Origin of the sequence: Acinetobacter sp. YH12200 (assembly GCF_013418175.1) — a bacterium.
Lineage (GTDB): Bacteria > Pseudomonadota > Gammaproteobacteria > Pseudomonadales > Moraxellaceae > Acinetobacter > Acinetobacter pseudolwoffii.
In genome coordinates this window covers 88,246-105,354 of sequence record NZ_VPCO01000010.1, presented here as the reverse complement: position 1 = coordinate 105,354, position 17,109 = coordinate 88,246, and the positions used below count along the sequence as shown (strand labels likewise).

General features: G+C 44.7%; 14 protein-coding genes. 4 read left to right on the top strand and 10 right to left on the bottom strand.

Annotated features, from left to right (window positions below; translation table 11 throughout):
• Positions 1–22: 22 nt before the first annotated feature.
• Positions 23–1,582 carry a circularly permuted type 2 ATP-grasp protein gene (locus FTU90_RS08685; protein ID WP_100535296.1) on the bottom strand — a complete coding sequence of 520 codons (1,560 nt, stop codon included), beginning with the start codon at positions 1,580–1,582 and terminating at the stop codon, positions 23–25.
• A gap of 239 nt (positions 1,583–1,821) precedes the next feature.
• Here FTU90_RS08685 and FTU90_RS08680 point away from each other — a divergent pair, with 239 nt between their 5' ends.
• Together FTU90_RS08680 and FTU90_RS08675 are read left to right on the top strand one after the other, a co-directional pair.
• Complete coding sequence (locus FTU90_RS08680) at positions 1,822–2,829, top strand: YafY family protein (protein WP_005097252.1); 1,008 nt, start codon at positions 1,822–1,824, stop codon at positions 2,827–2,829.
• A 497-nt stretch (positions 2,830–3,326) separates the two neighbouring features.
• Positions 3,327–4,997 (top strand): FMN-binding glutamate synthase family protein, encoded by a 1,671-nt coding sequence (locus FTU90_RS08675; RefSeq protein WP_005097253.1) that lies wholly within the window; start codon positions 3,327–3,329, stop codon positions 4,995–4,997.
• A 63-nt stretch (positions 4,998–5,060) separates the two neighbouring features.
• Here the strand turns inward: FTU90_RS08675 and FTU90_RS08670 are convergent, their stop codons facing one another.
• Genes FTU90_RS08670 through FTU90_RS08655 form a run of 4 tightly spaced genes read right to left on the bottom strand, consistent with a single transcriptional unit; the run spans position 5,061 to position 8,795 of the window.
• Complete coding sequence (locus FTU90_RS08670; protein ID WP_180072338.1) at positions 5,061–6,104, bottom strand: alpha/beta hydrolase; 1,044 nt, start codon at positions 6,102–6,104, stop codon at positions 5,061–5,063.
• Positions 6,104–7,243, bottom strand: coding sequence for a YdcF family protein (locus FTU90_RS08665; RefSeq protein ID WP_100535329.1), 1,140 nt, complete (start codon positions 7,241–7,243; stop codon positions 6,104–6,106). The genes FTU90_RS08670 and FTU90_RS08665 overlap by 1 nt, the downstream gene beginning before the upstream one ends.
• 1 nt (position 7,244) lies before the next feature.
• The gene (murB, locus tag FTU90_RS08660) at positions 7,245–8,285 is read right to left on the bottom strand and encodes a UDP-N-acetylmuramate dehydrogenase (RefSeq protein ID WP_005170480.1); all 1,041 of its coding nucleotides are present in this window, start codon (positions 8,283–8,285) and stop codon (positions 7,245–7,247) included.
• Positions 8,286–8,288: 3 nt separating this feature from the next.
• Positions 8,289–8,795, bottom strand: coding sequence for a low molecular weight protein-tyrosine-phosphatase (locus FTU90_RS08655; RefSeq protein WP_005170478.1), 507 nt, complete (start codon positions 8,793–8,795; stop codon positions 8,289–8,291).
• A gap of 120 nt (positions 8,796–8,915) precedes the next feature.
• On the opposite strand from FTU90_RS08655, the gene FTU90_RS08650 reads away from it, so the two are divergent.
• Both FTU90_RS08650 and FTU90_RS08645 read left to right on the top strand, forming a co-directional pair.
• Positions 8,916–10,076, top strand: coding sequence for an iron-containing alcohol dehydrogenase (locus tag FTU90_RS08650; protein WP_005170476.1), 1,161 nt, complete (start codon positions 8,916–8,918; stop codon positions 10,074–10,076).
• A 44-nt stretch (positions 10,077–10,120) separates the two neighbouring features.
• Positions 10,121–10,555 (top strand): thioesterase family protein, encoded by a 435-nt coding sequence (locus FTU90_RS08645; protein ID WP_005170474.1) that lies wholly within the window; start codon positions 10,121–10,123, stop codon positions 10,553–10,555.
• Between the two features lie 8 nt (positions 10,556–10,563).
• On the opposite strand, the gene dnaX is transcribed toward FTU90_RS08645, so the two are convergent.
• The 5 genes from dnaX to FTU90_RS08620 form a co-directional block, all read right to left on the bottom strand.
• Positions 10,564–12,681 carry a DNA polymerase III subunit gamma/tau gene (gene dnaX / locus FTU90_RS08640; RefSeq protein WP_180072336.1) on the bottom strand — a complete coding sequence of 706 codons (2,118 nt, stop codon included), beginning with the start codon at positions 12,679–12,681 and terminating at the stop codon, positions 10,564–10,566.
• Between the two features lie 133 nt (positions 12,682–12,814).
• On the bottom strand, positions 12,815–13,258 hold the full coding sequence (locus FTU90_RS08635) for a copper resistance protein NlpE N-terminal domain-containing protein (RefSeq protein WP_180072348.1): 444 nt from the start codon (positions 13,256–13,258) through the stop codon (positions 12,815–12,817).
• A gap of 78 nt (positions 13,259–13,336) precedes the next feature.
• Entirely contained in the window at positions 13,337–14,590 is a 1,254-nt protein-coding gene (locus FTU90_RS08630) for a serine hydrolase (RefSeq protein WP_005097266.1), read from the bottom strand.
• 71 nt (positions 14,591–14,661) lie between these two features.
• Positions 14,662–15,516: a MaoC/PaaZ C-terminal domain-containing protein gene (locus FTU90_RS08625; RefSeq protein WP_180072334.1), complete on the bottom strand. Its 855-nt coding sequence runs from the start codon at positions 15,514–15,516 to the stop codon at positions 14,662–14,664.
• A 148-nt stretch (positions 15,517–15,664) separates the two neighbouring features.
• The gene (locus FTU90_RS08620; protein ID WP_180072332.1) at positions 15,665–17,056 is read right to left on the bottom strand and encodes a 3-oxoacyl-ACP reductase; all 1,392 of its coding nucleotides are present in this window, start codon (positions 17,054–17,056) and stop codon (positions 15,665–15,667) included.
• Positions 17,057–17,109 lie beyond the last annotated feature (53 nt).

Sequence of the window (17,109 nt, the reverse complement as noted above, 5' to 3'; positions counted from 1 at the left end):
GACATTTTCCTTCTTTGGAATATTATGAATGTAAATTGTCGACTACCCAGGTATCTTTAATACCGCCACCCTGTGATGAATTCACCACCAGTGAACCGGGCTGCATCGCTACACGTGTCAAGCCACCCTGCACAATTTCAGTACGGTAAGGCGAGCTTAAGACAAATGGGCGCAAGTCAATATGACGTTCAGCAATACCAAAATTGGTCAAAGTCGGACTAACCGATAAGTCCAAAGTTGGCTGCGCAATATACAAATGCGGCGCAGCTAAAATTTTCTCCCTGAAAAATTCAATTTGCTGTTTCGAAGCCTGTGGCCCAATCAGCATGCCATAACCACCCGAACCCTGAGCTTCTTTTACCACCAGCTGGTCCAGATGGGCCAACACATAGCTTAAATCTTGCTGATTACGACATTGATACGTCGGAACATTTTTTAGTATTGGCTGTTCACCCAAATAAAAATGAATCATTTTATCGACATATGGATAAATCGATTTATCATCTGCGACACCTGTACCCGGTGCGTTGGCAATCAGGACATTATTTTGTAAATAAGCTGACATTAAGCCAGGTACACCCAGGGTACTCTCCGGTTTAAAGCATAATGGATCGAGATAAGCATCATCGACCCGTCTATAAATAACATCGACTCTTTGGCGACCACGTATAGTTTTTACATAAACCTTCGAGTCATCAACAAAAAGATCACGTGATGTTACCAACGGTACATTCATTTCTCTTGCGAGAAAGGCGTGCTCATAGTAAGCACTATTAAAACGCCCCGGCGTCAGCACTACGACAAAGGGTTTGTCGACATGGGCGTTTTCGATCAGGATTTCTTTTAAAAGCTGCGGGTATTGTTCAATTCCAGCAATCTTGGACTGTTCAAATATTTTCGGCATCAGCTTTTGGCTAATCTTACGGCATTCCAGCATATAAGAGACACCCGATGGCGTTCTAAGATTGTCCTCCAAGACATAAAATTCGCCCTTGGAATCACGTATTACATCAATGCCACTAATCTGGCTATAAATCCTGCCTTTCAGGCTATGTTGATACATATGCGGCTGATAAGCCTCATGCGTCAAAATCTGGAGTTCAGGAATGATATTGGCTTTTAAAATATCCTGTTGATGATAAATGTCATGTAAAAACAGATTCAGTGCGCGCACGCGTTGTGCCGACCCCAGAGCCACCATATTCCACTGTTTGCGGTCAATCACTCGTGGAATGATATCGAAAGGAATGCTTCGCTCTACCCCCTCTTTATCTTCGTAAACCGTAAAGCTAATGCCATGATGTAAAAAATGTTCTTTTGCCACCTGATTCAGAGCATTCAATTCATCCAGCGTGTGTTGGGATAACCATTCTTCCAGTCTTTGACTTGCCTGACTGGACATGACTTGCTCATCCTGCATTTCATTAAAGAATTTTGAAGACAACTGTTGAAATAAAAGTTGTGGATTTGCTGTAGTCGATACCGTTGCTGTTTTAGCCTCTATAAAATTTTTCCCAAGATTTTGGGAACTAAAATTATCAATTTTTTCAATTACATTTGTATCCCGATTTCCTTTAAGCATACAAACCTCGTCTTATCATCTATTATAATTAAATCAAAGCAATATCCATGCCATTGAACCTATATTGCGACTACCATTAATCTAATAAATGCGCCCTGAACTCAATGCCATTTCTTACCAAGTTGTTTTTAGTTTGTAGGACAATTGTTGCGCAGAAAGACTTGCGAAAAAATGAGAGTTTTTTTATTGTGTTAGTCTAAGCCTAAATCCCATCCTCTTTATCGCCAGCAAAATAAATTATGTCAGCACAAGAAAAAGAAACCTCGAATAGCCTGTATCGCCAATGGCAAATCTTGTCGCGTCTTTCTACCGGCAAATGGATGGGAACACGTGAATTACAGGAAATCTTGAATCGCGAAGGAATTGATATCAGCCTGCGTACCATTCAGCGTGACCTGAACCAGATTGCGCAGCGCTTTCCAATCGAAAGCAGCAAGACCACACCACAAGGCTGGCGTTGGCGCTCAGATGCACCGCTGCAAAGCTTGCCGCATATGACCAGCTCACAGGCGGTCACCTTTATGATGGTCGAAGAACATTTAAAACATTTGCTGCCACCGAGCCTGATCGAAGAAATGAATCCCTGGTTTGATCTGGCACGCCGCAGTCTGTCCTCGCAAAACAATGTCCGCCAATGGATTAATCGGGTACGGATTGTGCCAGCCACCCAACCGCTCATTCCACCTTTCGTGGATAAGACTGCACAGCAGGCGGTATATGAAGGCTTGTTGCAGGACAAACAGCTGGAATGTGTCTATCAGGGCCGCGGTCACAACAGCGAAGAAAAGACTTATATCCTCAATCCACTGGCTTTGGTGCAAAAAGGCTCCATCATTTATCTGGTCTGTACCCGTCATGACAAATCTGATATTCAGACCTTTGCCCTGCACCGTTTTAAATCGGCAGTAGTTCTCAATTCACGTGCCCTGCATCCGGTGAATTTTGATATTGATGACTATATCGATTCTGGTGCATTGGGCTTCCGGGTGGATTTCAATCACCCTACTGAAAATGTCATGCTAAAACTGAGCATGTCGGAATCGGATGCACATTATTTTGAGGAAAGTCAGCTCAGTAAAGATCAGAAGATTGAAAAACTGGACAATGGTATGTCGCTGATTAGTGCAACGGTTCCTTTTACTTCACAACTGGTGTGGTGGCTGCGCAGCTTTGGTAAAAAGATTAAACATATTGAACCCAGTATGGTGTCCAATGCAGTTAGCCAGATGGATGAGGAAAACCCTTAACCAAATGGATTTCATTCAGCTTTAATAATTCCAGAATAAAAAAATCCCCAGATTGGGGATTGGAGAATTATGCTTGTATTTTTATGATTGTTCTGGTGGTCTACCGTTGTACCAACCTGCTTTTCTCTAATACCCCGAAATGCAGATTGGATGAAACCTCAATATTTAAACAGAACTGAGACATGAGCAAGCCAGTTCGGCATTATTAAAGCGAATGGATTTTTTTGTCATGGTTTATAACTCCTGTATGGGTGATAAATCGACTATAAAAGCATTCACACTGCCTGTGAAATAAATAGAATATATGTGCTTTGCATATTTTTTCTATAGGAATTTTTCCGCAAAATTTATCTGCAATTGCTACTGACTGATTGCCTGTCTGGGTATGATTTTTGGCAAGTTTATAAAATTGAATAACAATTCTATGCTTGCATAAGATACCTGGCTCTGCACATCATAAAGCCCTATAGAAGTAGAAATAGGGACTTAATTTTACAATGGCTAACCCTGCTCAATTAGTACGTCACAAGCTGCTCAATACTTTCTTTTCCCGCCATTCAGTCTGGTTTGCCTGCATTCTGATTGCAGTGATTTTTACCACATTCCATATCGGTTATTCGCCGCGTTATATCTATTATTTTATGCCGCAAACTTTGGTGAATACCCTGTGGATTCTGAGTATTCTCCTGAGCCTGTTGGGTTTGTATGATGTACTGCAAAACAAGCATTCTATTCTGAAAAACTACCCCATCATGGGACATTTCCGCTTTATCTTCGAAGAATTTCGTCCGGAGATTCGTCAATATTTTATTGAAGCCGACCGCGATGCACTGCCCTTCTCCCGTATGCAACGTAGTCTGGTGTACCAGCGGGCGAAAAATGAAAATTCAGATAAACCTTTCGGTTCAATTCTCAATGTCTATGAAGACAATTATAGATTTGTCAGTCACTCTTTGACGCCATGTAAGGTGGCCGATCCACAAACGTTCCGTATCCTGATCGGCAATGAGCAATGTACACAGCCCTTCTCTGCTTCCATTTTAAATATTTCAGCCATGAGCTTTGGCAGTATGAGTGCCAATGCAATCCGTGCGCTGAATCTCGGTGCTCAAAAAGGTGATTTTTTCCATGATACCGGTGAAGGCAGTATCAGCCCCTATCATCTTGAATATGGGGGCGATCTGGTCTGGGAAATTGGCAGTGGTTATTTTGGCTGCCGTACCTTAGATGGACAGTTTGATCCGGAACGCTTTGCGGCACAAGCCAAATTACCGCAAGTAAAAATGATTGAAATCAAGTTATCACAAGGGGCTAAACCCGGACATGGCGGTATTTTACCTAAAAGCAAGATCTCGGAAGAAATTGCCCAAATCCGGGGCATCAGCCGTGAACATGATTGCGTATCACCCTCTAGTCATCCCGCCTTTAGCACCCCGATTGAAATGATGAATTTCATCCAACGATTACGTGAACTTTCCAACGGAAAACCGGTCGGATTCAAGCTATGTCTGGGGCAGCCCTGGCAGTTTATGAGTATGGTCAAAGCCATGCTGCACACCCAGATTTATCCCGATTTCATCGTCGTCGATGGCTCTGAAGGTGGAACGGGCGCTGCACCCATTGAGTTAATCGACTTTGTCGGTGCACCCCTAAGAGAAGGTTTACTATTTGTGCATAATACCCTTGTTGGTGCAGGTTTAAGAGATAAAATCAAAATTGGTGCAAGTGGTAAAATTATTAGTGCATTTGATATTGCCAGCACGCTCGCGATTGGGGCAGATTGGGTGAATTCGGCACGTGGTTTTATGTTTGCCGTCGGCTGTATTCAGGCTCAAAGCTGTCATACCAACCAGTGTCCTGTAGGTGTCACCACACAGGATAAAGATCGTCAAAAGGCCTTACATGTGCCCACCAAAGCAGAACGCGTATTTCATTATCATAAAAACACCTTACACGCCTTGTCTGAACTGATTGCTTCTGCAGGCCTGAAACACCCTTCGGCGATTAAGGCACATCACTTGGCACAACGTGTGAATAATCACGAAATAAAGAACTTTGCGCAGATTCATTTTTGGTTGAAAGAGGGAGAATTATTATCCTGTGAAAATAAGGATGAGGAGAACTTCTACTTCCGGATGTGGAACCTGGCTAAACTGGATAAATTTTAACTCAATACAGTTAAATTAGAAAAGGCGTTTAATCAAACGCCTTTTTTCACATTGAATTGTAGATCAATAATAGGTTTTACTGCCCTGTGCATGTAGAAAGGCAGGAATCAAGCCGGTCAATGCAGCACGAATATCCGCGCGTTCATTGATCAGTTGATGCGAACCTTCTTCCAGCATCAGTAAGGTCTGGAGACGGAATTTACGTCGGATAAATTCGATATTATAGCGCCAGTCTACGGTCTGATCCTGTGCACCCTGTGCCAGCCAGACCGGAATACGACAGGCCGGACGCGCTTCCATTTCCAGCATCCAGCGCGACATCGCCAGAATCCAGTCCATACCCATCATCCGCGGCTGTAACGGATCTTTAAGCCGGATAAAACGCAGAAACTCCGGATTATGGTTATTGCGTCTGAAATGCCGGGGAACTTCACGCTTGATCCGGCTAATAATGCCCAGCCCGACCGAGTTATGCCACCAGGCTGTTTTCGCAGGACGAATCAGCGGCGATAACAGCAAAACCCGTTCTACAAAAGGATTTTCGCGGCGCTGTGCAAATTCGAGTAAGTGATGCATCCAGATTGCACCACCGGTACTCTGTCCAATTCCCACCCAAGGTTTGGGCAATTGCGAGGCAAGTTGTACATAGCGATGTACGGCATGCAAAACCTGCTGATAATGATCAAAATTCTGAATGCTGGCAGGTGAACCATCACTCAGACCATGTCCGGGCAGGTCATAGGTCAATACACTAAAACCTTGCTCCAGCAGCTCTTTGACAATCGGCTGATAAATCCCGCTATGTTCCAGATAACCATGCAGCAAGAAAGCAGTGCCCTGAATCTTGTCAAAGCGGGTATTTTTCAGGTTTGGTTCAAATACCTGTACATGTAATTTAAACAATGGCATCTGTACGTAGCCTTGCCAGTGTTTGCAGTCCAATAAATCAAAGCCATACAGCTTGCGATAGGATTGCAGATCAATTGGCGGCTCATCACTACGATTCAGGTTTAACGGCGGCAAGAGTTGTGGCGTTATATCCCGGCTTGGGATGGGTAAATCAAGTTGCTTCAGGATCGTGGGATTTAAAAATGGGATATCAGACATTATGGCACCTCCCGACAGTCACTAGATCCAAACCACATATCGCGCATGGTCGCCAACATTTCATAATTGGCACGACGACTATGATCATAATTTTGCGCACTTGGACGCCATCGTGTCAAAGGCTTCGGCATCGGTGCCTCTACCGGAATGGTTTGTATGCCATTTAAAGCAAATAAACGGCGGGTCCGTGGCATATGATAACGATCCGTAATCAGAATCACAGTCGGTGCTCCACCTTTCTTTTGTAATAATAATGAACTGAAACGGGTATTTTCACAGGTATTCATGCTGCGATCTTCCAGCAATTTGGCATCAACATCGTGGTTTTTCAACCAGCGCTGCATATACGGCGCTTCTACACCACTCAGCACAATCGGTAACTGATAATGTTTTTCTACCGCCAGCGTGGTTTCCAGACGTAAACGCGTATAGTGATTGACCACAATCTCTTCACCCTTTTCATCTAGCGTTAAACCGCCACCCAACACCACAATGGCATAAGGCTGGGAGCTATTCGCCGGTTTCACTTGTTGCTGATCTTGTAGTAAAGCCAGGTCCTGCTGAATTTCCTCTTCAGCGGTTTCTTGTACCGAGCTGGCCTCTTCTTGTTCTATAGGATGCGTACTCAGGAACTCAATATATTGTTCAATACGTTCTTTGTTTTCATTGCTGTCCCAGTCCAGCAACTTCCGAACATTTGCAGTCGGATCAACCGGCTCTGTCGGTACTTGTGAATATAATAATGGAACTTGAGCAGGCGGACTTTGCTCTGCCTTTTGACTTTGCTGCTCACGCTGATGTTCTTCAATGACCTGTTGCAGCGCTTTATAACGTGCCTGAATCAGAATCAGGTTGGCAGAATTGTTTTGTTGGATATCCTTTTCCATGACCTTTAAATATGCCTGACGGGCAATCCATAAATCGGAGCCAGGTTCCAGATTTTCATGCTCGCTCAATGCTGCCATTTTCTGGCTTTGCGCTGCTACTTCATTAAGTTCTAAAGATACAAACTGGTTTAAGCCCTTGACGATCATTTGCGAGTAAAAAGGGGTATAAACCAACACCAGTAGACAGCCGAATAGTACAAACAGTCCAGTGACCACTTGTAGCAAACGTACCATCCAATGGGTTTTATTCATATCATTTTTCATCCTGATGAGAACGGATCAATCCATTTTGGTCAAACAATACAGGTTCTGGTTCCAGCAGCAGCTTGAATTTTTCCCAGACCGACTGCTGTACTGCACGATAAGTTTTACGCACATCGGTAAGAGAGGCCTGACCATAATTCACCAAGACCAGCGCCTGTTTATGAAACATGCCGACAGACCCCAACTGTTTGCCCTTCCAGCCAGCCTGATCAATCAGCCAGCCTGCCGCCAGTTTAACTTGAGTATTGGCTTGCTGGTAATGGGGTAAATTCGGGAAAGATGCCGCAATCTGGTCAAAGACCGGCTGATCTACCAGCGGATTTTTAAAAAAACTCCCTACATTGGGAAATTCTTGCGGATCAGGTAATTTGCTTTGACGGATCTGAATCACTTGCTGTTGCAGGTTTTCTGCTGTAAGCGTATCACCGACGGCTGTCTTTAAGTCACCGTAATTCAGTTTCAAATCTGGCTGTTTCAGTAATTTAAAAGTCACATGGGTAATCACATAACGGTTTGGCTCATCTTTAAAAATACTATGTCGATAGGCAAACTGGCAATCTGCTGCGCTAATCGAGCCAAACTGTTTGAGCTGACGATCATAGACTGCAACCGAATCGATAAACTCGCCAACTTCGACGCCATAGGCGCCAATATTCTGTACCGGCGATGCACCAACACGCCCAGGAATCAGGGCCAGATTTTGTAAACCATACAGACCTTGTGCTGTAGTCCAGAGCACGAAGTCATGCCAGCCCTGCCCGCCGCCCACGCGTAAACGTTGCGACTGATCATCGCCATCCAGCATCTCAATGCCCTGAATATCGATATGCAAAACCAGTGCGTGAATCTGTTCAGGCAACAACATATTGCTGCCACCTGACAGAATCAGCACATTTAACTGTTGCTGTTCAGCAAAATCCAGAGCCGCCAGCAGATCATCGGTCGATTGAATATGGGCATAGTGTGAAGCAATGGCTTCTAAATTTAGGGTATTAAAGGGTTTAAGTTGAACCTGAGTTTGAATCTGCATTGCTTAAACCTTGTGTACATTCTGTTTGAAAATTTCAACCCATGCCTGACTGCTGGACTCACACTGATCGAGCACCCGTTCAAAACCATCCGCTTCGCCATAATAAGGATCGGGCAAGGCCTGTTGTGGATAATCCTGATCATGCTCACTCATCAATGCAACGCGTGCACGTAAATGACCGAACTCAGTTTCGGCCAGACGCTGTATATTCTGGATATTAGATAGGTTTTCCAGATCCATTGCCAGAATCAGATCATAATCAATAAAATCATGCGTGGTCAGCTGACGTGCGCGAAGCGTTGACAGATCATAGCCACGTTTCAGTGCATGCTGCTGGCTACGCAGGTCTGGGGCCTTGCCCGGATGATAATTACTGGTTCCAGCAGAATCGACCACAATATTCAGTTGCTGTTCATCACAATAATGTCTGAGTACCACCTCTGCCGTGGGAGAGCGGCAAATATTTCCCAAACAAACACATAACACCTTGTATGGCGTTCTGGATGACATAAACAACCTCAGAGCTACTTTATTTTAAGGATTCTTATGTTAAGTTATTTATATACTGATTCCTATCTCACAACCATAGAATAATCTCGTATTTGCAATAAAAAAATCAAGGATATCGCCATGAATCGTTTTCAGTTTCAAACCGTCCCCAATATCATTGCCGGACTAGGCACGATTCAGGAATTATTTAAAATTCTAAAAAATGGCCGTTATCAACGTCTTCTACTGGTGACTGACCCGGGTATGCTGAAGCAGCAATTACATCTGCCGATTCTGGATATTATTGAATCTGCCGGTCTGGATTATGTGATTTACTCAGATGTTCAGGCTGACCCGCCCGATAACGTAGTGCTTGAAGCAGCAGCTTTTGCAAAGCAGGAAAAGATTGATGTGGTGCTAGGCTTTGGTGGTGGCAGCTCGATGGATGTGGCCAAGCTGATTGCGATTTTGGCGCATCCTGAGCAGCATCAGACGCTTTCCGATCTGTATGGCGTCGATAATGCCACCGGGCCACGTTTAGCTCTAATTCTGGTTCCCACCACAGCCGGAACGGGCTCCGAAGTCACACCAATTTCGATTGTTACTACAGGTGAAACCACCAAAAGCGGCATTGTCGCGCCTATTCTCTATGCCGATATTGCTATTCTGGATGCGACTTTCACTCGGAATTTGCCGGCACAGATTACCGCTGCCACCGGAATCGATGCCATGGTACATGCCATTGAAGCCTATACCTCAAAACACAAGAAAAATCCTTATTCGGATATGCTGGCCAAACAGGCCTTAAGATTACTGAATGCCAATTTGCAACGTGTTCTGCAAGATGGTCATGATCTAGATGCCCGTCAAAATATGCTGGTCGGTTCCATGCTGGCCGGACAAGCCTTTGCCAACGCACCGGTTGCCGCCGTGCATGCGCTGGCTTATCCACTCGGTGGGCATTTTCATCTGTCGCATGGACATAGCAATGCTTTGGTGCTGACCGAAGTCTTAAAATTTAATGCACCTGTAGCCAAACAGCTCTATGCCGAATTGATGACCTGGTTAGATCCACATAGTAAAGGTTGTCATGATGGACTGACCGATCTTTTTATTGATCATTTTAATAATCATCTGATACAGAGCGGCTTAACCTTAAAATTAAAGCAGTTGAATGTACCAGAACAGATGTTGATGGTTATGGCAGAAGATGCCATGCAACAAAGCCGGCTGTTGCAGAACAATCCACGCGAACTCAAGCTGGATGATGCTTACCAGATTTATCAGGCGATTTATGCCTAAATCTATTTCCACCTAAGCCTTGTCTAGCTGAGGAGCGAATCCTGATGAAAGCCACGATCAAACAACGCGAACACTATGCCTTTTTCTTGCCCATTCAGACCCGCTGGGCAGACAATGACCTGTATGGCCACGTCAACAATGTGACTTATTACAGTTATTTTGACACCGCAGCCAATGCCCTGCTGATTCAGGAAGCGGCTTTTGATCCGAAATATTCTCCGATGATTGGGCTGGTGGTCAGCTCCAACTGCCAGTTTAATCAGGAACTGTCTTATCCGGAAATTATTGAAGTGGGCGTGGCCATTGAAAGCATGGGAAATTCATCACTGAGCTACGATCTGGCCATTTTTAAACGCAATTCGGATACAGCCGCAGCTCAGGGTAATTTTGTTCATGTATTTGTCGATCGTGAGACACGAAAAAGCACCCCGATTTCAGCCGAAATGCGGGATGCCTTATCTCGATTTGTTGTGCCTTAAAATCCAGTCTATTTCAGCTGAATATTTTGCAGTTCGCCATCGAACTCTTGTAACAGATCGCGTACCACAGGTTCTGTATGTAACAGCTCTTCAGCGCGTTTAAAGGCACGAGCCTTCCGCTGATGCTGCATGGTATAGGGTGTTAGCTGGTCCACACTTTCAAATTTCACCTGGAAATGAGTTTGCGGCCACTGCTGTTGTAAAGCAGCTTCCAGAGTATGTTGCAGTTGTGTCAAAAGTTGCTGGTATTGCTCAGGGATATGAAAAACGGATTGGCCATTAATCTGTCCGCTCATGACACCATACTGTGCCAGTTCCTGCACTGCTGGAGAAAGCTGGCTGTTACGGAACCAGTATTCCCATTTTTCGACGCTCCACTCACCCTCTAACATTTGCTCAGGGATTTTTAAAATATCCTGTGGCATCAGATTCTGCGTATTTAAATCTTGGGAAATGTCATCCGGTAGCGCAGTCTGAATCGGAGCGACTTCTTCAATCACAGGCTGAGCAATCGTTTCCTGTGAAAGTTCCAATTCCGGTGAGGCAAGACTAAATTCCTCATCAGCAGATATTTCTTGTGCTGCTTCGACATGAGTAACAGCATCTACAGGAATAAACTCTTCAAGCAGGAAATCATCCGAGCTGCTGCTTGTCGCCGGTGCTTCTACGCTACTCTCGATTTCATCAAAACCAAACAGGCCTTTGTCGTCATTTGGATCAAAAACGATCTGATCACTAGACTGTACTTCCTCAATCGCTGTCTGAATTACTCCCTGTTGAACAGGCTCAGGTGCATGATCATTAGTGGACTTTTCTTCATGGAGAAAATCATCTGAAGATGGTTCAGGCATTGATGGCGTATAAGCTTCCTCATCCGTCTCATCGTCCAGAGAGAAATCATCAAACACTGGTTCCGCTTCAAATGTTTTTGCTGTGACTGTTTCAGACTGCAATTGTGTCTGAACGGGCTGTTGTAGACGTGTAGGAGAAGCTGCTATTGGTTGAGTTGCGGCTTCATGAACGACTGGAACCTCGCTTGGCTGTAAGGGTCGGAATGCCAATAAGCGTAGCACCGTCATCTCAAAACCTTGTTCCTGAGTCACAGCCAACTGTAAATCAGCGCGTCCCTTACAAGCAACTTGATAATACAGTTGTAAATCCTGAGCCGAAATCAGACCGGATAATTGCATGATCTTTTGATTGATTTCAGCACTATATTTCAGACTTAAATCAGGCAGATATTGTAATAAAGCCAGTTCATGCAAAGTCGAAATTAACTGATCTAAAACCAGTGACACATCCAAAGCCTGCTGACGGAATTGCAGCAACAACTGACTGACCTGTGCTTTCTGGTTCTGGTGAATCGCCAGAATCAGATCATAAATAATGGTCCGGTCAATCAAGCCCAGCATGTCTTTGACATCCTGATGCTGAATCGCACCCTGACCATAGGCAATCGCCTGATCGGTCAGAGACAAGGCATCACGCAAAGAACCTTGAGCAGATTCGGCAATTTGCCAGATGGCATCCTGATCCGACTGAATACTTTCTTGGCCTAAAATCTGGGCCAGATGCTCGGTAATTTCATCAACAGCCAATGGGCGCAAAGTAAACTGCAAACAGCGTGAAATTACTGTAATTGGCAGCTTTTGTGGGTCGGTCGTAGCAAACAGGAACTTGACGTGCGCAGGTGGCTCTTCCAGAGTCTTTAATAAAGCATTGAAAGAATGCGTGGACAGCATGTGCACTTCATCAATCAGGTAAACTTTAAAACGACCTTGAGTCGGTGCATAAGGCACATTGTCGAGCAGCTCGCGAGTATCTTCAACCTTGGTGCGTGAGGCCGCATCGATTTCGATCAAATCGATAAAGCGTCCTTCGTTGACGGCGCTACAAGTCGCACAGACTTCACACGGTGTCGAGGTGATACCGGTCTCACAGTTCAAGCACTTCGCCAAAATACGTGCAATCGTGGTTTTTCCGACACCACGCGTTCCTGTAAACAAATAGGCATGGTGCAAACGGCCACGTTCGAGCGCGCTGGTTAAAGCACGTGAAACATGGTTTTGCCCCACCAATTCATTAAAATTACGAGGACGGTATTTTCGCGCAAGTACTTGATACATGTATGCTCCTTTTTACAGGTCTAAGCATACTGTTTTTTTAGTAAATAGTGAAATGAATGCCGGTTTATAAACAATAAAAATCCCTTGATCAAAATCATTGAAAAAGGGATATAAAACATATATTTTCTTAAAATCAGACCGATTCAAACAGGATAAAGTCACTTTGCATCTGGTAGCGTTTGCCTGTTTGATCTTCACGAATTTCCAGAACCTGCTTTTTCAGATCCACATAAACCAGATTGCGGGTATTAACATTCAGCAGTTCAATCTTTTGTTGCGTATCATCCTGAAAACGAATCGGCCCAGTAATGGTTTCAACCGGGTTATGCCCACTCAAGCTTTCACGTGATAACGTAAAAGTCCGATCGTCATGCAAGCTCAAAGCAACAGCCATACCCGGACAATCGTCACAACTTGAAAAACATCCCATACAGGGTGTGGTGCCCTGATAATTCCCGACCCAGGCAGGAATCTGAGCTTTAGCCTCAATAGCAGTATTTGCGGTCGATTGGTTTTGATCCTGACAGCCAAACAAGGCACTGCTTGCGACCAGAGGAATCATCAGCACTTTTTTCATCACTTCATACCACAGACTGGGAGTCACGCCAAAATAACATATTTTAAGGACTTTACTAAACTCCCCAATCAGGGATATTTAGCGCCAACCTTTACGTCCAGTCAGGACGGCATCAGCACAGCGTAAGGTTTCCTGTGTCAAACCCCACAGACGATAATCTCCGGTCAATGAACCTGTCGGGAAATTATGGGTATAGGCAAAACTTAAATTGCGCTCAGGGTCACACCAGGCTCCCGAACCATTAAAGCCCATATGACCAAAACCTTGCGAAGCTTTACCTAAAGTAAGCACCCGATGATAACCCAATCGCCAGTGCATCGGCAAAGGCATGACTCGATCGCGTTTTTTGCATTGAATCTGACTGAGACGCTGAAAAACTTCAGGCGAGATCAATTGCTGTCCTTGCCATTCGCCGCGATTGGCCAGCATGGCATAAATTTTTGCCAGACTCTCTGCGGTAAATACTCCATTGGCGGATGGAATGATTGCTTGCAGGCCTTGCTCACTAAAGAAACTGAAATTCCTCATTCCTTTGGGAATCATCGCATCCTGAAAATCCTGCGGATCTTGTCCACTCCAAATCAAAGCCCGCTCCATCAGATTCGGTTTTCTTGATCCTGTTTTTTTCGCAGGCTGCGATTGAGACTTGGCTGCTTTAGCTTTAAAAATCGGCAGTGCTACCCGAGCTAATTCATTGGTCGGCACACTGAAATAAGCACCATTCAACATCAAAGGCTGAACCAGATATGCCTGCATCAGTTCAGTTAAAGTTTTAGCTGTCGCTTTTTCTAATGCACCACCGACCTGCCAGCCAAAGGTCAGCGGTTGATAGGCCGCATCTGTTGCAACTTGAAAACGTGGTTCAGCCGCGGCAATTCGGTCTAGCATCTGCGGCCAGTCGGCCATTTCAGTGGCGTCGGCAATGATATTACGGATATCAAACAATCCGCTTTGATGACTCAGCATATGCGCCAGAGTAATATTTTCTTTACCGTTTTGCGCAAATTCAGGCCAATATTCTGCAACAGGCTGGTCATAATCAACCAGGCCCTGACTGGCCAGAATATGTGCCAGTGTCGCCAGCACACCTTTGCCCGTCGAATAACACAGCGACATGGTATCGGTTTGCCAAGCCTCAGATTCCGATTTTTTCCCGGTATAAATATCGACGACTTTTTGTCCCTGAAAATAGACAACAAGTGCCGCACCACCCTGCTCTGTGCGAGCATGCTGTAGGCGACTAAACTGACGGGCAAGGTCACGGAAATTTTCATTTACCGTTCCTTGGTAATGGGCTGTATCCGCAAATAAATAATCTTTGAGTGGCTGCATCATTCTATCCATAGAATATTGATTTCTTAAAAACAAAAAAGCCTAAATCAGGTTCAGGCTTTTATCGTACTTTAAATTGCGGTCACAGTTCCTGTGACATGCGGCTTCTGATTTTTGCTATTACGAATCAGGATTTCCGTATCATTAGCTGCTTTCGCGGTTAAGAATTGCACTTTGGAAGGCAGATATAAGGGCAGTTTAAACCAGACATCTGCTTCATAGGCATCGGGCAATGCCAGGCTGGACAAAGCTTTAGCCTTGGTCCACATACCATGCGCAATCGCCTGTTTAAATCCGAATGCCTTAGCCATTAGGGCATGAATATGAATCAGGTTAAAGTCGCCGGATGTCATGGCATAACGGCGACCCGTATTTTCTAGAATTTCCCATTCAGCATTCAGCTCATAATCGGGTGTCTTGTTTTCGACGATTTTGGCTGCAGCTTTGCCTTTACTCTTTTGACGGGACAGATAAGTGGTCAAGGCTTCCACCACCACTTCATCACCGACTTTTACTGTGGTGATGAAATCAAACTGTACACCTTTATCGTGCGGCTGCAATTCACCAAACTTGCAAGACAATGTGAGAGATTCATTGACTCCGATTTTACGATACTGTTTGACCTGATTGCGGATATGCACCAGACCGAGAACCGGAAAAGGAAAAGCTTCAGCCGTCATCATATGCATTTGCAGGCTTTGTGAAAGAACTGTTAGATAAATGGCTGGAATATAGCCATTATTTTTAAAACCACAAACTTCATTATAGGCTTTCAGATGCTTTTGATCGACCTTGAATGAATCCACCACATATTCAACTTGCGGTAGAACTTTTTCAGCTTTTAGCTTTTTAAAAATCAAGCCCTGAATCACTTTTGGATAGGCTAAATAAGGTTTTGGAAGTTGACTAAAATGGCGAGTATTCATACTGAACCTTTGGAATATTTATCTTTATGACGTCCTTCTTTTTAAAAGAAGGAAGAATATCTTTTTAAATAAATCCCTCCCAACCTCCCTTTAACAAAGGGAGGAGTAGTCCCCTCTTTTGCAAAGAGGGATTTAGGGGGATTCTAAATTAAGCCCCTAACAAGCTCTGACCACACACACGCACCACATTGCCATTCAAACCTGAAGAGGCAGTCGAGGCAAACATCGCAATCGCTTCTGCCACATCAGCAGGATGACCACCCTGACTCATGGAGTTCATACGGCGTCCAGCTTCACGGATGGCAAATGGAATTGCTGCTGTCATTTGCGTTTCAATAAAACCCGGTGCCACAGCATTAATGGTTATACCATTTTTTAATGTCGGTGCTGTGAATTTCACCACACCAATTACACCTGCTTTAGAGGCTGCATAGTTGGTTTGACCCAGATTACCTGCAATACCTGAAATAGAAGATACACAGATAATACGGCCATTTGCATTTAGACCATCGTTGCAGAGCAAGTAATCATTGACGCGTTCAATTGCTGACAGGTTGATGTTAATGACCAGATCCCAAAGCTCAGGCTTCATATTGGCCAAAGTCTTGTCGCGGGTAATCCCGGCATTATGCACGATAATATCCAGACCACCCTGCGCCGCTGCCGCCTGTTTGATTTTCTCACCCGCATCGGCTGCAGTAATGTCAATCGCTAGTGTAGAGCCGCCAATTTCACCAGCGACACGATCCAGATCCGCCTGCTGTTGTGGGACATCCAGACAAATCACATGTGCGCCATCACGTGCCAGCACATGAGCAATCGCCTCACCAATACCACGGCTTGCTCCAGTTACTACTGCCGTTTTTCCTGCCAGTGGCTTACTCCAGTCCAAGTCTACTTGTGCTGCTGCCGATACACGAATAACCTGACCAGACACATAGGCAGAGCGTGGAGAAATTGCAAAACGTAGCACAGACTCAAGATTGGCTTCGGCACCTGCATCGACATAAATCAGGTTGGCTGCAATACCCTTTTTAAATTCTTTGCCCACAGATTTGACAAAACCTTCGAGCGCACGTTGTGCAATGGCCTGACTCACAGATTTTGCAGATTCAGGTGTTGTGCCGATCACGACCACACGACCAGAACTTTGAATCTGACGCGCAATCGGATTAAAGAATTCATAAAGTGATTTCAACTGCTCTGAATTTTCAATACCAGAAGCATCAAAAATAACCACTTTAAACCTGGATTCTTTATCGCCAGTATTAAATGCATTCAGGTTCAGACCCGATTTCGCCGCTGCCTGTTGCAGTTCCGCATTATTGCCTGCATAGCTATTGGCATGAATATTTGCCAGCACCTGAGCAATGGAACCGGTCAATACACTCGCAGGTGCAGCACCGAATAACACAGCGCCTTTTACCACTGGCGTTGAAGACTCGAAACGGTCTAGGGAAATTGGGGATGGCAGGCCCAGATTTTTAATGACAAATTTACCAATAGGAGATTTTGCGAAAGTTTGGTACTGATCAGTCATGTTTATTATCTCTCATACAAATTAATTTTTGATCGATCTAAAGTTATCCTTTA

Bases quoted from the DNA above. Each gene is read 5' to 3' on its own strand.
- FTU90_RS08685 (WP_100535296.1), bottom strand. From the start codon at position 1,582: ATGCTTAAAGGAAATCGGGATACAAATGTAATTGAAAAAATTGATAAT.
- FTU90_RS08680 (WP_005097252.1), top strand. From the start codon at position 1,822: ATGTCAGCACAAGAAAAAGAAACCTCGAATAGCCTGTATCGCCAATGG.
- FTU90_RS08675 (WP_005097253.1), top strand. From the start codon at position 3,327: ATGGCTAACCCTGCTCAATTAGTACGTCACAAGCTGCTCAATACTTTC.
- FTU90_RS08670 (WP_180072338.1), bottom strand. From the start codon at position 6,104: ATGTCTGATATCCCATTTTTAAATCCCACGATCCTGAAGCAACTTGAT.
- FTU90_RS08665 (WP_100535329.1), bottom strand. From the start codon at position 7,243: ATGAATAAAACCCATTGGATGGTACGTTTGCTACAAGTGGTCACTGGA.
- murB (WP_005170480.1), bottom strand. From the start codon at position 8,285: ATGCAGATTCAAACTCAGGTTCAACTTAAACCCTTTAATACCCTAAAT.
- FTU90_RS08655 (WP_005170478.1), bottom strand. From the start codon at position 8,795: ATGTCATCCAGAACGCCATACAAGGTGTTATGTGTTTGTTTGGGAAAT.
- FTU90_RS08650 (WP_005170476.1), top strand. From the start codon at position 8,916: ATGAATCGTTTTCAGTTTCAAACCGTCCCCAATATCATTGCCGGACTA.
- FTU90_RS08645 (WP_005170474.1), top strand. From the start codon at position 10,121: ATGAAAGCCACGATCAAACAACGCGAACACTATGCCTTTTTCTTGCCC.
- dnaX (WP_180072336.1), bottom strand. From the start codon at position 12,681: ATGTATCAAGTACTTGCGCGAAAATACCGTCCTCGTAATTTTAATGAA.
- FTU90_RS08635 (WP_180072348.1), bottom strand. From the start codon at position 13,258: ATGAAAAAAGTGCTGATGATTCCTCTGGTCGCAAGCAGTGCCTTGTTT.
- FTU90_RS08630 (WP_005097266.1), bottom strand. From the start codon at position 14,590: ATGCAGCCACTCAAAGATTATTTATTTGCGGATACAGCCCATTACCAA.
- FTU90_RS08625 (WP_180072334.1), bottom strand. From the start codon at position 15,516: ATGAATACTCGCCATTTTAGTCAACTTCCAAAACCTTATTTAGCCTAT.
- FTU90_RS08620 (WP_180072332.1), bottom strand. From the start codon at position 17,056: ATGACTGATCAGTACCAAACTTTCGCAAAATCTCCTATTGGTAAATTT.